The sequence below is a fragment of the Rubritalea sp. genome (assembly GCF_051252225.1).
Taxonomy (GTDB): Bacteria; Verrucomicrobiota; Verrucomicrobiia; order Verrucomicrobiales; family Akkermansiaceae; genus Rubritalea.
Window position 1 is genome coordinate 189,681 of record NZ_JBPOGE010000001.1, and the last position, 15,752, is coordinate 205,432.

The 15,752-nt window shown below is 47.3% G+C and carries 13 protein-coding genes and 1 tRNA gene; 8 read left to right on the forward strand and 6 right to left on the reverse strand.

What is annotated here, in order from left to right:
- Positions 1–181 precede the first annotated feature (181 nt).
- The 4 genes from ACSHX2_RS00860 (at position 182) to ACSHX2_RS00875 (ending at position 4,176) form a co-directional block, all read left to right on the forward strand.
- Positions 182–916: a hypothetical protein gene (locus ACSHX2_RS00860; RefSeq protein ID WP_435689652.1), complete on the forward strand. Its 735-nt coding sequence runs from the start codon at positions 182–184 to the stop codon at positions 914–916.
- A gap of 217 nt (positions 917–1,133) precedes the next feature.
- On the forward strand, positions 1,134–1,919 hold the full coding sequence (locus ACSHX2_RS00865) for a hypothetical protein (RefSeq protein WP_435689654.1): 786 nt from the start codon (positions 1,134–1,136) through the stop codon (positions 1,917–1,919).
- 475 nt (positions 1,920–2,394) lie between these two features.
- Positions 2,395–2,973 carry a hypothetical protein gene (locus tag ACSHX2_RS00870; protein WP_435689656.1) on the forward strand — a complete coding sequence of 193 codons (579 nt, stop codon included), beginning with the start codon at positions 2,395–2,397 and terminating at the stop codon, positions 2,971–2,973.
- 6 nt (positions 2,974–2,979) lie between these two features.
- Positions 2,980–4,176 (forward strand): glycosyltransferase family protein, encoded by a 1,197-nt coding sequence (locus tag ACSHX2_RS00875; RefSeq protein ID WP_435689658.1) that lies wholly within the window; start codon positions 2,980–2,982, stop codon positions 4,174–4,176.
- A gap of 51 nt (positions 4,177–4,227) precedes the next feature.
- On the opposite strand, the gene ACSHX2_RS00880 is transcribed toward ACSHX2_RS00875, so the two are convergent.
- A tRNA-Arg gene (locus tag ACSHX2_RS00880) sits at positions 4,228–4,302 on the reverse strand.
- A 136-nt stretch (positions 4,303–4,438) separates the two neighbouring features.
- Positions 4,439–5,722 carry a glutamate-1-semialdehyde 2,1-aminomutase gene (hemL, locus tag ACSHX2_RS00885; RefSeq protein WP_435689660.1) on the reverse strand — a complete coding sequence of 428 codons (1,284 nt, stop codon included), beginning with the start codon at positions 5,720–5,722 and terminating at the stop codon, positions 4,439–4,441.
- A 154-nt stretch (positions 5,723–5,876) separates the two neighbouring features.
- Here hemL and ACSHX2_RS00890 point away from each other — a divergent pair, with 154 nt between their 5' ends.
- A complete protein-coding gene (locus ACSHX2_RS00890) occupies positions 5,877–6,560 on the forward strand; it encodes a hypothetical protein (protein ID WP_435689662.1) in 684 nt (227 codons plus the stop codon).
- Positions 6,561–6,564: 4 nt separating this feature from the next.
- Positions 6,565–6,915, forward strand: coding sequence for a DUF2007 domain-containing protein (locus ACSHX2_RS00895; protein WP_435689664.1), 351 nt, complete (start codon positions 6,565–6,567; stop codon positions 6,913–6,915).
- 101 nt (positions 6,916–7,016) lie between these two features.
- Here the strand turns inward: ACSHX2_RS00895 and trmD are convergent, their stop codons facing one another.
- Positions 7,017–7,727, reverse strand: a complete 711-nt coding sequence (trmD, locus tag ACSHX2_RS00900) for a tRNA (guanosine(37)-N1)-methyltransferase TrmD (RefSeq protein ID WP_435689666.1) — start codon at positions 7,725–7,727, stop codon at positions 7,017–7,019.
- Between the two features lie 25 nt (positions 7,728–7,752).
- Here trmD and rnhA point away from each other — a divergent pair, with 25 nt between their 5' ends.
- A complete protein-coding gene (gene rnhA / locus ACSHX2_RS00905; RefSeq protein ID WP_435689668.1) occupies positions 7,753–8,223 on the forward strand; it encodes a ribonuclease HI in 471 nt (156 codons plus the stop codon).
- Here the strand turns inward: rnhA and tsaB are convergent.
- Positions 8,220–8,894: a tRNA (adenosine(37)-N6)-threonylcarbamoyltransferase complex dimerization subunit type 1 TsaB gene (gene tsaB, locus ACSHX2_RS00910; protein WP_435689670.1), complete on the reverse strand. Its 675-nt coding sequence runs from the start codon at positions 8,892–8,894 to the stop codon at positions 8,220–8,222. The two genes, rnhA and tsaB, sit on opposite strands and share 4 nt — an antisense overlap.
- A 155-nt stretch (positions 8,895–9,049) precedes the next feature.
- On the opposite strand from tsaB, the gene ACSHX2_RS00915 reads away from it, so the two are divergent.
- Positions 9,050–10,180 carry a citrate/2-methylcitrate synthase gene (locus ACSHX2_RS00915; RefSeq protein WP_435689672.1) on the forward strand — a complete coding sequence of 377 codons (1,131 nt, stop codon included), beginning with the start codon at positions 9,050–9,052 and terminating at the stop codon, positions 10,178–10,180.
- Positions 10,181–10,252: 72 nt separating this feature from the next.
- Here the strand turns inward: ACSHX2_RS00915 and ACSHX2_RS00920 are convergent, their stop codons facing one another.
- Positions 10,253–12,232 (reverse strand): BamA/OMP85 family outer membrane protein, encoded by a 1,980-nt coding sequence (locus ACSHX2_RS00920; protein ID WP_435689674.1) that lies wholly within the window; start codon positions 12,230–12,232, stop codon positions 10,253–10,255.
- Positions 12,232–15,705, reverse strand: a complete 3,474-nt coding sequence (locus ACSHX2_RS00925) for a translocation/assembly module TamB domain-containing protein (RefSeq protein WP_435689676.1) — start codon at positions 15,703–15,705, stop codon at positions 12,232–12,234. Before ACSHX2_RS00925 ends, ACSHX2_RS00920 begins: the two co-directional genes overlap by 1 nt.
- Positions 15,706–15,752 lie beyond the last annotated feature (47 nt).

The window sequence follows — 15,752 nt, forward strand, 5'->3', positions numbered from 1 at the left end:
GATTCGTCCTAAAACATTCAGTTCTAAGGGGGCGACAATTAGTCTAGGTTAAGCTAGTAGGGTGTGTGAGAATTGATGTGATCAGGTCTGCGTGTTGTGTAGCAAAGACTTATGTGTGGGTGTGGAAATTGCACAATTTTGTAATTGTTAGGAGTTTGAATAGACTATTAGTTTCTCCCACGTGAAAACTTTTTTTCAGTGTGTTGTGTGTTTGTTTTTTATGTTGCCGGTTCTTTCGGCGGAGGAGCCCGTCACGCTCACGAATAAGTCAGGGAAATCTCTAAAAGCCTATTTGATAGCTGCCGATAGTAAGAATGTGACGGTCAAAGTAGCCGATTCGAGAGGCCAAGAATTTACACTTCCGCTTAAGAGCTTAAGCGCTGCCAGTGTTAAAAAGATTAAGGCTTGGAAGACTAAAGGGGGAGGCTTGTCTGCGGATTACGAGATTAGTTTCAAGTCAGGTAAGGTGTCAGCTCATTCAAAAAACGAGGATTATGACGATCGAACTCTCAAATTGACTCCGGAGGCGACACTAAAGAATACGGATTATAGGTTGAAAACAGGCAAGCAGCAGGTAACTCTTTTGCTTTTTGGTAAGAGTGTGACGGATTCTAGAGCGTATTATGTCTTCTTAAATGAAACTAAAAGCATTGGAGAGATTGAGTCTTTAGAGGAGTTGTTGGTGAAGTTCTCAGACGTACGTATCGACTACGATGACAGGGGATACGCTAAGTACGGCTCACGTTATCACGGTTATGCAGTCTTAGTGCACGATGGTAAAGGGGCGCTTTTAGCGATTAAAACTGTCCCTTCTACTTTAGAAAAACATGGCCTAGATTTGCTGAAGCTGAAGGCGCGAGGCTATTATGATAGATCGATGCAAGAGTATAGTCTGCGTCAGGAGGACGAGTTTTAGGAGCTTGAAAGTGTTTCCCCCTTTAGTGGTTTTAGAAGGTCTATAGCGGTCATGAAGCAACAATCTGTTATGTCGCTGGCTAGCCTTTGTTGATCTTGATTTGCTATTAAGCGGGGAGCGTTTCTGCGGTGATTTTAGACTAAGTGTAGAAAATAAAAGTTGGAGATTAGAGGGGGTGGTGTCCTCATTAAGGGATCGATATTGTATAATATTGTGTATGAAAAATTTACTAGCACCTACGGTAGCTTGCCTTAGCCTATTCTTGGGTGGAACGAGAGCGCATGCAAAGAAAGTGGATTTAACCAATTCTGATGGGAAGGCAGTTACTGTGGATTTGATTTCTTTCACGGAGAGCGATATTAAGGTGAGACTACTTTCAAGTTCTCGTAAGGTGGTAAATATTCCTCTGACCTCATTAAGCGATGAATCAAAGGCTCTTATCACAGAGTGGAAAAATGCTGGTGGTGGACTTTCCCGGGACTTCGATGTGAGTGTGAAAGTGAGTAAAGATACAGAGAAACCAAAGGCTACGAATACAGGCAATAACGCTAAAAATTCGAATAAGAACAATAAATCTCAGCCGGTGATGAATACTTTACAGCTCACAGTTACTGTCTCGAACGGCGCGAACAATATTCCTTCAGCTGCCGCTCAGATGAAAGTTATATCCATCGGGCGTTCACAGGCTAAGAGTGGTAACTACTTTATACTCGATATACAGAAGAAAGGGTTGCCGAGCCTAGAGTCACGTGAAAGCAAGGAGTTTGAGATGAACTCTACTAGTTTTAGCTATGTGGACGGTACTAAAGAGACTAGCCGTGGAGCTAAATACTCTGGCTACGCTGTGTTAATCTTAGATGGCGAAGGTGAAGTGATTGGTGGTAAATCAGTGCCTTCGAACCTCTATGATAGGAATTTGGAAAATTTAGCCGAAGTTTCCAAAGGGAGGTTCTATAACAGTGACTTCACGCCTTCTTATCACAGCGAGGCAGGTAAAAAGTAAGCGGGTAAACAAGTGGTAGCCCCATCGAGAATCGAACTCGTGCCTTTTCATTTTTTGCTGGAGCACGACGTTCAGAAATTGAAAGGCTAAAATGGTCAGAAGTTGATCTGATAGATGGCCACATTGAAATCAAAGTTGATTATGTAAAGACAGCACAGCGTAGGTTCATCCCTATCAGTGAGAATCTAAAAGGGTGGTAGATTCACTGCGCTGAGCAATAGGGAAAGTGGGGGAGGATTTTCTCTCACGTCTACCTAAATGGCGAGTAGGGAAATGGTGAGAGTTTTAAGTTCTATAAGGTTGGTTATTAGTTCCTTGCTATTACAGCTAGAGCGTTAAATTTTTCTTCCATGTTAATTCTGTTAGTGTTTAGTGGTGAACTAACGTATTTAATGTTAGTCGTTCGTGTGATTTTGGGGAGCTCCATAGGGTGTTCTTCTTTTTCACTATAGATAAAACTGAAATATAAAAAACCATGACAACTCCAAATGCCAATCTCGCCTCACCTGCGGCTTTCTCTGTAAGGAGCCAAGCCTACGGTGTCCAATCTCCAGCACTTTTTATTATTGGGGAGGGCGCTTCAGCAATTACCCATAATGCTCCACCTTCACCGAAATCGGGACTATGGTTTGCCGTGATAGATCGCAGCACATTAGCATTAGCTCTATCGATTGTTCATGATGATAACACGACAGTTCCACCTGAAATTCTGCCTTACCTCGATGATAAGTATATCTTGGTTGTGGCGTCGGTTTATTTGAGCATGCTTCACACTCCACAGGGTGAGCTATTCAAGTTTTTGGACAAATATGGTGCAGGTCGTGGATTGAGACGCATGATCAATATTGCGACTCAGTTTGGTTGTGGGTCCTATGGTGGAATGAGTTACTGCATGGTAAATACTTTATTTAGTTCTTCAGGTATGGGGCCAGCGGTTGGTTTCGAAGAAGTGGATACCACCTACGGAGCCTCCGCTCTATTGACCGTAGAGCTAAGAGATATCGATTTAGAGAATGGAACTAGCATGTGGACTCCTACATCCCTCAGTGATTAAATTATTATGAGTTTGCCCCGCATGGTTGTGCTGGGATGGGCCTCAGAGGGCACGGGTTTTACACGTGTCCTCCATGAGGTGCTACGTCCTCTGACATCCCATTTTGAAATCCACCAGGTTGGCATTGGGTACCATGGGCCTCGGCTTGATGGTGATTGGTCACTCTATCCCTGCGACTCGGATGGGAGTGATATGTATGGCGTCTTTGCGGCCGAGGCATTGATCGCAAGCGTGGATCCAGAGGTGGTGTTCATCCTGCACGACATTTGGATGTTTGAGTACTATTTTAGAATCCTGAAACCCGAGCATCAGCGGTTTCGGACTGTGGTGTATTTCCCACTCGATGGAAGGATTAAAGAGGCGTCTCTAGCGGCTCCTCTGCTGAAGGCTGATCTGGTAGTGACCTACACTCAGCGAGCATCGGATGATGTGGCGCATGCCATGACCGCTGTGGCTACGGAGGGGGAGCGGGTGCCAGAAGTGCACGTGATTGCACACGGCGTGGACATGAGCCAGTTCTATCCCTTGTCTGCAAACCATGCCGAGCAGCAGTCGTTGAAAAGGGAGGCCTTTCCTAAGATCGAAGATCCTGAGCAGGCTTTTATCATATTGAATGCTAGCAGGCCCGATGTGCGTAAGCGGTTAGACATCACTTTAGAAGGTTTTGCTCTGTTTGCTGAGGGGAAGCCGGCCAACGTCATGCTCTGCTTGCATCATGCCAAGAGCAGCGCGCAAGTGCAGGAAAAGCTTCGAGCTCTGGCCACTGACTTAGGAATTCTGGAGAGAATTCTGTGGAACCCACTCTCGTGTGGTGACGCGCCTCTGAGCGATGCCGAACTCAATCGACTCTACAATGCATGCGATGTGGGCTTAAACACTTCGTCAGGGGAAGGCTGGGGCTTGGTCTCCTGTGAGCATGCTGCGGCCGGAAAACCACAAGTGGTGCCAGACCACAGTGCCTGTTCTGAAATCTGGAAAGGAGCGGCAGAACTTGTTGCTCCTACTATCTACGAGGTACCGCATTATTCCCCCTTGGAGATGGCCGCGGTCTCTCCAGCTGGAGTCGCAGACGCGCTAGAGCGATTGTATAGCGACCGTGATTATCGAGAAATGATGGGAGGGTCCGGACGCGAGCGCGTAGCGAAAACCGAGTGGACGTGGCCAGCAATTGCTGAACAGTGGAAGCAGCTGTTAGTGGGGTGAAACTTACTTAAAGCACAACCTCAATGAGGATGTTCTCAGCTTGCTAACAAGTGGTAGCCCCATCGAGAATCGAACTCGAATCCTCGGCTTCGGAAACCGATGTGTTATCCATTACACCATGGGACCTTTGACCCGAGCTGAGCTCGGGAGGGAAAAGGGGTGAGGAAAAAGGAGGAAGTCTTTTTTCTACTCACCGCTTGGATGGGACGCAGTAAGGCGGGAATTGTCCCGCCTTACAATGTTAAATTTCTGGCTGAGAAAATTAGATCGCCTTCATTGCTTTGGCCATGGCATCGAGAGTGTCATCGATATCGCCAGCGCTGTGAGCGAGGGAGATGAAGCCCGTTTCATAAGGGCTTGGTGCGATGTAAACACCGTCATCTAACAATGCCCAGAAGAAGCGCTTGAATGCTTCCATGTCAGCACCTTTGACGTCATCGACATTCCAAATTTCTTTGTCAGTGAAGAATAGGCAGAACATGGAACCAACGCGGTGGAAGGTGAAGTCGAGTCCACGGTCTTTCAGTAAGCCGCGGATGCCGCTTTCAAGCTGTGCTCCTTTGACTTCGAGCTGAGCGTAGCCATTGGATTCTTCGAGCGCGTTGAGCTGGGCTAGGCCGGCTGCCATTGCGAGTGGGTTACCGGAGAGCGTACCAGCTTGGTAGACTGGCCCTATGGGAGCTACGCAGTCCATGATGTCAGCGCGTCCTCCGAAGGCTCCTACGGGGAGGCCGCCACCGATGACCTTGCCCATGCACGTGAGGTCAGGTGTGATGCCAACGAGTTCCTGCACGCCGCCTTTAGCGACACGGAAGCCGGTCATGACTTCATCAAAAATGAGCACAGTTCCGTGCTTTTTAGTGATGTCTCGGAGGAACTGGAGGTAGCCTTCGCGCGGGAAGACGAGACCAGCATTCGCTGGGAATGGTTCGAGAATGATGGCGGCAATCTGGTCGCCAATCTGATCAAAGACCGTTTGGATTGCTTCAAAGTTGTTATACGGGAGAACGATGGTCTGTTCTGTGAATGCTTTTGGGATGCCGGCAGAATCCGGTTCGCCGTGAGTGAGGGCTCCTGAGCCAGCAGCTACAAGAAGGTGGTCGACGTGACCGTGGTAGCAGCCATCGAACTTGATCACTTTATCCCGGCCAGTGTATCCGCGTGCGAGACGGATGGCTGACATGGTGGCTTCGGTGCCAGAGTTGGTCATACGGACTTTTTCGACTGAAGGAACCCAGTCGACGATTTTCTGCGCCATCTGGACCTCCCAAGGGCATGGAGCGCCGAAGGATACGCCGTCTTTAGCGACTTCGTGAATGGTCTGGGTGATGACGATCGGCGCGTGGCCTAGAATAGCAGGGCCCCAGGTGCCGATGTAGTCGATGTATGTTTTGTCATCAACATCAGTGATGCGGCTGCCTGCAGCGCGACGCACGAAGAAAGGGTCGCCATCGACATTTTTAAATGCTCGGACGGGCGAGTTGACGCCGCCTGGGATGACTGTCTTAGCTTTAGCGAATAGTTTTTTGGAAAGTGGTCCTACCATGATTCTGAGAATGTGTGAAATGAGCGAGGGGCTTACTGGGAGTAGGTTTCTCAGAAATTAGCGGAACGAGCGATATTTTTTTGTATTGATCCCTATTTTGCGAAGTCAGAAGATCGGGTTTGTCGGGGTGTCATATATAGGACATAGTAGACTGATGAGGATTTATCTGCTATTCCTACTCATTTTTGTGAGCAATGTCTCAGCCTATAACTTAGATAAGGACCCTGATGTCGTTAGCTTAGAAGGTGAAAAAATGGAGCTGTTAGTTGTCCAACCAGCTACTGTGTACGCGACTAAAAATGGAGGACGGAGACTAGGTGTGTATCCGGTGGATACCAAGTTACAGCTTCTTGCTATGACAGATAAGGGTTACAAAGTGAAAGGTCAGGCAACACATAGCTTAGTGACTGGCTGGCTCTCACCAAAGAACTTAGCTTCGAAGGATCCTAAATTTATCGAAAATTTGAGGAAGCATTATGAGCGTGAAATGCAGATAAGAGAGCTCATAGCAAATAGTGAAGTCGCTATAGGGATGACTAGTGACGAGGTCGTTCAGGCTATCGGTGATCCCACAAAAAAAGAGAGTAAGCAGACTAAAGATGGGATGACTGGGAAGTGGGAGTACTCGAAGGGGCGTGAGCGAAAAATGTATACGACTACGGTGGATCCAGGTACTGGGCAAATCTACCGCAAGTTTTCGCATCTGATTTATGAGGAAACCGAGAAGCTCACCCTTGAGTTTGAGGACGCTGTCGTGAGTAGTATTGCTAGCATGGAGAATGCTGGTGTGCCTAATGTGAAGATTATTGTTCCTCCTGTGATTTTTAGTTACTACTAGTGCGATGCGAAAAGTCTACGAGGATCAGGATATGACAATGGTGGGGTACTACCGTACGGTTTTAGAGGAGGATGGTATTCAGACTTTGGTCAAGAATGAGTATGCTCAACTGGCAGCTGGTGAGGTGCCATTTACCCAAGTTTATCCAGAATTATGGGTGAGTAATGATGAGGACTATGACACCGCTTTTAGTCTCATTAAGAAATTACGCGATGAGGGGGACGATGGTGAAGAGACCGTTGTGAACTATAAACGCTCGGGTGGAATGCAAGCTGTGATGTGGCTTGGGACTTTTATTGTGGTAGCGATGCTGACTTGGGCCTTTTGTAGCTTTGTGAAATTCTTGGTGAATTAAAGCGCTCTATTGGGATGTGAGGCCACGAAATATACGAAAATCTCGAAAGGGGGGGATAGAATCTCTGCGGATTATTCAGGTTGAACTGGCAGCCGTGACTGCTAGCTCTCTAATAAATCAGGGCGATTTTGTTGTGTGCGCTCGAGGGCTTTTTGTTTTTTCCAAGCATCGATTTTCTTATGGTTCCCAGAGAGAAGTACTTCTGGGACAGACATGTCGCGGAAGGTGTTCGGCTTGGTATAAGATGGAGCTTCTAACATACTTGGGTCTGAGAAAGATTCTTCTTGGTGAGATCTCTCATCGCCGAGAGCTCCGGGGATGAGGCGAACAATAGCATCCGTGACGACTGCCGCAGCAATGGCGCCATTTGTGAGTACGTAATCCCCAATAGAGATTTCTTCATCGACGAGGGTTTCGATGACGCGATGGTCTACGCCTTCGTAGTGACCACAAAGGATGATGAGATGCTGAGCAGTGGACAGGGTGCGTGCGGTAGCTTGCTTGAACTGCTTTCCTTGGGGTGTCATTAGAATGACTTTGCTGTGTTCTGTTTGGAGCTCTTCGATAGCGGCAAAAATAGGCTCGGGTTTGAGTAGCATGCCTTGGCCACCACCGCAAAGGTACTCATCTGTCTTACGGTGTTTATCTGTCGTCCAGTCGCGGATATTGTGGGCATGGATGTCGACTAGGTCTTTTTCACGCGCACGCTTAATGATGCTCTCACTGAGTGGAGCGAGTGCTATTTCTGGAAAGAGCGTGAGAATGTCGATGCGCATGTGGGGGAGAGTGAAGTTTCCGGTTGGAAGTTTCAAGTGTGGAGGTTAGACGTGCAGCATAATGCAGAGCGTCACCATTTATACCGATGGATCATCACGTGGGAATCCAGGCCCTGGAGGCTATGGTGCTATCTTGATAGCAGGTAGCCATAAGAAAGAACTGTCAGGAGGTTTTGCTAAGACGACGAATAACCGAATGGAGTTGATGGCGGCCATTGTGGCATTGGAAGCGTTGAAGAAACCGTGTGCTGTTGAGCTTATTTCAGATTCAAAATACGTGATCGATGCGATGCGGCTTGGTTGGATCCATGGCTGGAAAAAGAAAGCCTGGTCGCGAGGACCCAATAAGCCATTGAAAAATCCCGATCTATGGCAGAGATTAGATAAGGCATCGAGTTCTCACCAAATGACGTGGTCGTGGGTCAAAGGGCATGCTGGAAATCCAATGAACGAACGCTGTGATGAACTGGCTTTTGGCAGCACTGAGGGTGAGAACTTACCAAAAGATGAAGGATTTAACGAAGAGGTTTAGCGCTCCTTTACTTTCCCCCGCAGCAGAGGGTGGCCAGGTTTAGCTTTAGTGATGAACGGCGCACGGAGGTAGGTGGGAGCTGGTGGAGTGTTACGTAGCTTGGCCTGATCTTCAGAGCTGAGAGCTTGCCATGCTTGAATATGTTTTTCAGCCGTTGGGACTTCTAACAGTATAGCGGAGCCGTCAGCGAATTGCATGTTAGGCTCGAGGGTGAAAATGGAACGAGTTTCGTTTACTAGCTGAGAGTCGAATGCTGCACGATCCATCAGCTTAGGTTCGAGTGGCAGACGGCTCTTTGGTACCTCTGCTATAAAATAGGCGCCACGTCTCGCATCGCCAACTGCAACTGCGTCTCCATCATTAAGAAATGTATCTGTGGCTAGAAAGGAGGAGAGGCCAATGACATCACATGAATGTGCGGCCGCCATGCCTTGGGCTGCAGCAATGGAGATTCTGGAGCCTGAGTAGGAGCCGGGACCTGTACCTATCAGGATGAGGTCAAGCTTCTCTCCCTCTGGGATGAACTCTAGTAGTTCTTGGAGAGGGGGGAAGAGTAGTTGGTTTTGCTGTCTGTGACTGACGAAGTCTCTGCAGATAGAGGGCGAATTGCCGATTGTTAGGGCAATGCTAGCAGCAGGAACGCTGGTTTCGATGGCGAGTATATTAGGCACAGTAAACAGTTCTTTGAATAATATTCATGCGGCGGATGTAGAATCTTTCGGAATCTGATGTATTCGCTCTTGAATCTAGCTGCTGCTATGTTCTTCTCTTTCGCGTCAGCCGACTCGTTTTGTAGTCAGGTTGAAAAATTTTCACCAGAATAGTTATGAGCGATTACGCAAAAGGTTTAGAAGGAGTAGTAGCGAATGAGTCAGCCTTGTCAAAGGTTGAAGGTCTCGCAGGTAAGTTGTCCTACCTCGGATACAGCATTGATGATCTTGTAGAGAACTGCAGCTTTGAAGAAGTCACGTTTCTTCTTCATAACGGCCGTCTTCCTAAGGTTGAAGAGCTAGCTGCATTTGAAACAAAACTTCGCAACGACCGTGAGCTCCCTGAGCAGGTGATTGCTTTCCTCAAGACTCTGCCAAATGACGCGACTCCAATGGATGTGCTTCGTACGGCAGTTTCCATGCTTGGTATTTTTGATAAGCGTGCAGCGATTGGTGAGCCAAACCACGCAGTGAACCGTGAGGTTGCTCTTTCACTGGTAGCAAAGACTCCTGTGATCGTGGCTTACTATCACCTTGCTCGTCAGGGCAAAGAACTTCCTGCAGTGCGCACGGACCTTTCAGAAGCAGCGCATTTCCTTTACCTCATCAATGGAGAAGTTCCATCTGATGCTGAAGCTCGCACACTTGATATTGGATACATTCTCCACGCCGACCACGGCATGAATGCATCTACATTCTCAGCACGTGTGACTATCGCAACTCTTTCTGATCTCTACTCAGCGATGACATCTGCGATCGGTACTCTCAAGGGGCCACTTCACGGTGGTGCGAATGAGGGCGTGATCAAGATGCTTGAAGAAATCGGCAGCGAAGATGCAGTAGATGCTTTCGTTGAAGATTGTCTCGTGAACAAGAAGAAGATCATGGGTATTGGTCACCGTGTGTACAAGGTGCTCGATCCACGTGCTCCACACCTTCAGAAAATGGCGATCAAGCTTACTGAAGAACTTGGTGAGTCTAAGTGGATCAACATGTCTGAGCGCATTGCAACCATCATGCGCGAGCGCAAGGGGCTTAATGCAAACGTAGATTTCTATTCCGCTACTGTGTATTACTCACTTGGTATCCCGACTGACCTCTTCACACCGATCTTCGCGATTGCGCGTATGTCAGGCTGGACCGCACAGGTTCTCGAGCAGCTGCAAGACAGCCGCCTCTACCGTCCACTAACTAAGTACGTAGGACCTGAGACTACAGTGCCAGTGCCGCCAATCAGCGAGCGCTAGAATCCAACTTAGGATTCTCCCAAATAAACTTTATAAGCACCTCATTCCTTTCATTAGGGATGGGGTGTTTTTTTAGAAGCTAGCACCAATGGTGAAGTTGAAGGTGCCAGAGGGCTCATGTTTTTTTCGGTTGAGGTTGTAGCCATACTCGAAACGAATGGGACCAATAGGGAGATGGATACGTGCACTAAGGCCAACAGCTTGACTAGGGTCGCTGAAGCTTAGATCTTCGTATTTCTGATAGACTTGGCCTAGATCGTAGAAGAATCCAAGGTTGAGGGGTCCTTTTACTTGTCGAACTAGTTCGAGAGTTCCAGTCCAATAGGATTCACCACCCAATGGATCGCCAGATTTGGAGCGCGGACCGAGCTCACCTTCACTGAAGCCGCGCATTGAGTTCGGCCCACCAGCAAAAAAGCGCCGGTCAATCGGGAGGTCACTTGAATTTTGTGGGATTATCAAACCTGTATCTAGTCGGGCAGATAAGAATTGTTTGTCGCCGAGGTGATGACGGTAGGAGTTATTGAGTTCAAACTTAAGGTAGTTTGAGTTAGCATCGCCCGTAATATTGCCAATCTCGGTGAGGATTTGTCCGTGGTAGCCTTTGGTGGGAAGAATAGGATCATCTCTGTACTCGAAAGTGTTGAGTAGACCGAAGCGAGTATTGATATAATCTTCAGGGCCTAGTTCTTCATCCGTCATGGATGTTGATGACGTTCTAACAATCGAGCTGCCAAGGTATGCTCTGGCTGAATAAGTATCTTTTGGTCGCCAAATCCATGAGCCTTCGAAGCCCGCTTCGTTCACGTCGTAACCATCTGGGCGGTGTTGAAGGATAAATCCACGGAAGTTGAAGCTAATATGTTCACCCATGAAAAAGGGCTCGGTGATACCTACTTCACCTAAGAGTCCGCGACTACTGTACTCGCCACGTGCATTCAGCTGCCACATTTTCCCTTGGAAATTCAGGTCAGTATAGGAGAGGCCTAAGATCAGACCGTCATAGGAATCCGTACCTATGTAGCTTCGAACAGTGATAGATTTCCCTTCTTCGACTTCAATATCGAGGTCTATCATGCCGTCCTCGTGAGTGACGGGAGTGACGACTACTTTACTGAAAATCCCTGTCGATAGAAGTCTGTTAGTGTCTTTATCGGCTTGGACAGCGTCGTAGGGTTTACCTTGGAGGTCGTTAAAGTTTCTCCTGATTCGACGTATTTGAGTGTCTACGTTTCCGCTCACTTTGATGTCTCTGACGGTGTAACGACGACCTTGATCAATGTTGAATCTGAGTGTGCTTAGTGCGTTAGCATGGATTGGTTCGACCGAGACTTTGGCAAAATGGAATCCAGTTTTTCGGAAGTAGGCATGCACGAATGCATTCATTTCTGTGATATTACTGGAAGTTGCAATTCCACCCAGGTACTGGGTGAGTCCAGTGAGAATCTGTTGCTCAGTGTCGCTACTGATCCCAGAAAACTGTGGCCGAGCAAGGTGATGGAGAGCGCCTTGGTGGATGTTGAGAGTGATGTTAACTTTGTCTGTACTACGATTACGGGTCTCGGTTGCCAATGTAACTGCTGCCTTCCAGTAACCTTGAGATTTCAAATAATTCTCAACATTAGTGACTCCTTTATCTGTGTACTCTGCAATGTATGGAGCCTTGTCAATGCTCGCGAGCTCACCAACGACGATAGGCTGATAGAAGTAGTTGGTTAGAGTTTCAGCATCGAGAATAGAGCTTTGACGGGACTCTACGATACCATAAAAAAGCCGGGGACCTTCGTTGACACGGAGGTCGATAGTCTGGCCGCTGATTGCCCATTTTACTTCAGCGTCAGGATAACCTTCTCGGATGATCAGTCGCTTGAGGAAAAAGGCAGCATCATCAGCACGCCAGCTTGTAGCAGGACGAGAAGAAATGAACAAAAGCCGTGGCTCGAGAGCGGTAGAGTACTTTTTTTTACTATCTTCGTCTAAGCCGGTAATACGAATCTCAGCTGCACTTGCGGTGCAGACAAATAGGAAAAATATGGAGAGGAAATAGCGCATTACCTAAAACGTAGGACATAAATGAGTAGTCCTCGGGTTTGATTGTCGTCGTCAATTTGTGCCGCTAGATAGAAGCGCTTAGTGAGTTGTACTTGTGCAGATGAGTATTCTCTACCGGTAAAGCCGTCGGTCTCTTTGATGTTCAATTCAAATTCTTGGAGAATGGCTAAGAGCTTTTCGATGATTATCGCTTTGCGGGTTTCACCAGCTTCTTGTTGTAGCTTAACAAGGAAAAGCTGAGCGGCACGTAGAGTGGCTGCTCCGGTATTATTAGTAAGTTCAGATGCTGTGACACCTGTAGCGAGGAGGGTGATTACGTCATTTTCCGCGAGAGGAGGATTGGACGTGAACGCAGATTTTGGATTGGTAGCTGGCCCATAAACGAAAATGGAGACATCGTAATTATTGACGGTGGTTTTGGCCTGGATGTCCAAGTATGGGATGAGGCCATTTTCTGATTTAAACTCGATCAGTCCTTTATGGATTCGAAGTTTACTGAATGGTAGGCGAGCGATGATTTTTTCAGCAACGATTGCTCCGTCGAGTTTTGGATCTCCGAGCGTGCCAGTAGCTTTAATTCCTCCTGTGATTTGTCCTCGTGCAATGTTGCCACTAATAACCAAGGGGTCTTCAAAACGGAGTGAGAGGTCGAGTTTCCATTTATTAAACGGCTCGGGTATGTCGAAATCGATGAGCTTAGCATTGAGTGCAGGTAGCTCGACGTCTGACACTGCAGAGCTGGGAACTCCAATGGGGAGAATGTCTATATCCTTATAAAAAAGAGATTCAACGACTCCTATTGAACCGCTCAGTGTAGCTTCTTCTAGAGTTCCCTCAAGTTTGACATCGGCGTTGGCTCTAATTGATACGGCATCATTTCTAAACACCATCGCGTAAGATGCCTTTGCCGTGACTTCAAATTCAGGGTTTTTGAGATCCGCTAAATTGATATTTGCTTTGGATTCTAACAATCCGCCATTGATGGTTGCTTTTAAGGTCGCATCGATTAGTCGGTCGTCGTTAGCTTTACAGATGATTTCGATATCATGGATATCGTCTATGGCGTCGCCAGCTGTGACTAAAAGAGGGATGTTAATGCGAGTATTAAGCTCAACTTTAGGGTCTGCTAGAGTCCCTGAAATGTGTGCATTACCATTTAGAGAGCCTTTTATGGTTTTGAGTTGGGGGACGAAGCGTGCGGTGCGATCTAGCGGGAGGGTGTTGATTTGGAGTTCGCCATCGATAGTAGTGTCTTCGAGTATAGCTGGGATGTCATCCGCATTTTGTACCCATTCTAGTGGTTTGAATGGGAGGGTTGCCTTTAAGACTACACGTTCGGTAGAGGCTTCTAAGAGTTGACCTGAGAAACTGAGTGATTTGTCAGCAGAGTTGAACTCGCCTAACATATGGAGGGGAGCTAGGTCTTTGTTAGAAATGCCCTTTAGGTTTTCAAGTTTAGCATAACCTTTGATATCTGGGTTAGATGGTGAACCAACGAATTCGATGCCCATGGCGACAGTTCCTGTGAGGTCGGCAATTTGTTTGATTTCGTGAAGTTGAAGCCATTCGTTAATTTTCTGAATATCGAGTGGAAGAATATCGAGGTCGAGATACCACTCAGCTTGTTGCTCTAGAAACTTTTCTAAACTCGTTATCTCAGCAGTGAAGGGAATATCCGCAGTGAGTTTAGCGATGGGTTTTTCTTCTCGGTGTATTTGCCCTTCTAGAACTTTGAGTATTTTACCGTCCCATATCATCTTAGCTTTAGCTAAGAAGTCTTCTTCACTAAGTTCAAACGAGGTGAGTTGTAGCGATTTTGGCCAATCGTATTTAGCTTGAGCAATGAGGTTAAATTCTAACTCTGGGCCGGTTTTGACCTTTAGCGATTCAATGGCGATCGAGCCTAGCTGCTGCTTAGATAAGTCAGGGCTTCCGTTGCTTTTCCAGTTAATTACGAGAGGTGACTGGATGGCGATATCGACTCCGAAGCTTTTAAGCATGGCGTTCAGCCATTCTGGGTCATCTTCGTTTACGTCCAGGTTGAGTTGGTAGTGGTCGTCTTCAAATGTGTAGCGAGCATTTGCGGTGATGGGTCTATCGTCAGCTTGCTCAAAGGAGCAGAAGACCTCGCCGTGTGCCAGGTGTTGGTATTCTCCGCTTAGTTTAAGTGCGGGTAGAGTTTCTTCTCCTACTTTGATGCCCGAGGCTGAAAGATCCGCATCTAGACTGTATAGCTCGAGCTCCTTAAGAGATGTCGTTCCTGCAATTTTGAGTGAGCAGTCAGCTAGTTGCAGCTGTGCGGGAATCTGTGGAATGAGGGAAGAGATATCAGCTAACCGTGGGCACTCCATGCTATAAGTGGCTTCTGTGCTTTCCCACCAGTTTTGTGCAGCAGGATCTAACCATGTTCCTGAAATGTTAAAATCAATAGGAGCTGATTTTACAGTAGAGTTTAGCTCGAGTTGATAGGCTGCATTTTTTTGGGAAAATGTGAGGCGCGTACTTTCGGCTAGGTAATCTTGGTACGCTATTCTAGGAATATCTAGTTTACAGTCTATCTCCCAGTCTTTCATCGGAGCGAGCCAGTTGACGACATTTGCTTCAATGTGGTTGAGCTCAAATGCGAGTGGGAGTGTGATGCCAAAGCGTTGTTCGATTATCTCAGCATTGAGATAGCCACTGGTGAGCTTAGCGTCGATTGTTTGATTTACTTCGACATCGAGAACTGCGCTGAGAACTTGGAGGTTGGCTGTGCCTGAAATCTCGTTTTGCCAATCGACATGGGCGGAGTTGACTGCGAAATCTGGAAAGAACTCTAGTCGGGTGAGCTCGATGTGACTAGGTGTCCAGGTGAGGGTGACGTCTTGTTTTGGTGTTTCGATTCCAGAACCATCGCTCGCTTGAAAATTGGAGAGATTATAGTCGTCTCCATTGGTGGGGTGATGGAGCTTGTCTAGGCGGAAGCGCGCCATCAGCTCACTGGACTTTAGAATGGTTAGATCAATATTACTGAGCGTGATCTCTGGTTGATAAAGCCACTTGCGTGCTAGCTTTAGGGAATCTTTTATTTTTTTATGACTCTCTTTTTTCTCTTTGTTGGAGACGAATTTGTCCAGATCTATGATGATAGTCGCATCAGTCAGGTGAGCAGATCTGATTTTCCCGTGGATGAGCTCTCTGAGTAGCCGGTAGTCGGCGGCGACTTCTTTAAGCTGAATTTTCTGTAGCCCTGCGACTCCATTATAGGAAAAATCGGTAATAGTGAAGCCGTGTGTGAGCGTGCCTTCTACTTGGCAGTCACCTTTCATACCTTGGCTCAATAAGGCTTTATTGATACCAAAGTGGGCGGCTTTACGCGCAATGGGGCCATTTATCGACCAGAGAAGAACGAGTATGATACCCAAGAACCAGAGGCAGCGCTTGGGCCATTTTCGCTTTTTTGTGGGTAGTGGTGGAGTGGGTTCTTCGGCCATGCTAAGAGTAATCCTTGATACAATTAGAAGTCTGCTGGAAAGAGGCT

What these genes read in the sequence shown, in the direction of transcription:
- ACSHX2_RS00865 (WP_435689654.1), top strand. Translation starts at nt 1,134, where the DNA reads ATGAAAAATTTACTAGCACCTACGGTAGCTTGCCTTAGCCTATTCTTG.
- ACSHX2_RS00870 (WP_435689656.1), top strand. Translation starts at nt 2,395, where the DNA reads ATGACAACTCCAAATGCCAATCTCGCCTCACCTGCGGCTTTCTCTGTA.
- ACSHX2_RS00875 (WP_435689658.1), top strand. Translation starts at nt 2,980, where the DNA reads ATGAGTTTGCCCCGCATGGTTGTGCTGGGATGGGCCTCAGAGGGCACG.
- hemL (WP_435689660.1), bottom strand. Translation starts at nt 5,722, where the DNA reads ATGGTAGGACCACTTTCCAAAAAACTATTCGCTAAAGCTAAGACAGTC.
- ACSHX2_RS00890 (WP_435689662.1), top strand. Translation starts at nt 5,877, where the DNA reads ATGAGGATTTATCTGCTATTCCTACTCATTTTTGTGAGCAATGTCTCA.
- ACSHX2_RS00895 (WP_435689664.1), top strand. Translation starts at nt 6,565, where the DNA reads ATGCGAAAAGTCTACGAGGATCAGGATATGACAATGGTGGGGTACTAC.
- rnhA (WP_435689668.1), top strand. Translation starts at nt 7,753, where the DNA reads ATGCAGAGCGTCACCATTTATACCGATGGATCATCACGTGGGAATCCA.
- ACSHX2_RS00915 (WP_435689672.1), top strand. Translation starts at nt 9,050, where the DNA reads ATGAGCGATTACGCAAAAGGTTTAGAAGGAGTAGTAGCGAATGAGTCA.
- ACSHX2_RS00920 (WP_435689674.1), bottom strand. Translation starts at nt 12,232, where the DNA reads ATGCGCTATTTCCTCTCCATATTTTTCCTATTTGTCTGCACCGCAAGT.
- ACSHX2_RS00925 (WP_435689676.1), bottom strand. Translation starts at nt 15,705, where the DNA reads ATGGCCGAAGAACCCACTCCACCACTACCCACAAAAAAGCGAAAATGG.